Source organism: Ruegeria sp. CG1, assembly GCF_056537265.1.
In genome coordinates, this window is record NZ_JBQFRF010000032.1 from 1 (window position 1) to 578 (window position 578).

Sequence of the window (578 nt, forward strand, 5' to 3'; positions counted from 1 at the left end):
TGGAGCATTGACTTTGTCCACGACAAGCTGAGCAACGGACAGAGCTACAAGATGCTGACGGTGCTGGATGAGTATACCCGTGAGGCGCTCTGCGTAGCGGTCAAGCCGAAGATGAACAGCGCAGACGTGCTGGATGCGCTCTACCCACTCTTATTGCGGCACGGGAAGCCCGAACACATCCGTTCCGACAACGGCGCGGAGTTCATCGCAACGGCCCTGCAGACCTGGTTAAGAAAGGTGGGCATTAAGCCGATCCAAATCTACCCGGGATCACCTTGGGAGAATGGATACAACGAGCGCTTCAATGGCACTCTGCGCCGGGAAGTCCTCAACGCAGAATGGTTCCACACCACCAAACAGGCTCAGATCGTCATCAATACCTGGCTTAGACAGTACAATCGTGTCAGACCCCATCAGGCTCTAAACATGCGACCGCCCGTTCCAGAAACCTTGCTCAAAACTGGCCCATAGAATTGGGGCTGGACAGGTGTACCTGACGTATCCAACAAATGGAAATCAATCGCGCACTGGCTTGCAATCATTGTAATGATCCTCGGCCTCGCAATGGTGTTGATGTC

At 54.0% G+C, this 578-nt stretch carries 1 protein-coding gene; it reads left to right on the forward strand.

All coding sequences use genetic code 11. From position 1 onward, the window contains the following. Positions 1 to 471 (forward strand): integrase core domain-containing protein (locus tag ACR0AU_RS21970; protein WP_480796334.1); only part of this gene is annotated, 471 nt, incomplete at its 5' end. Between the last annotated feature and the right edge of the window lie 107 nt (positions 472 to 578).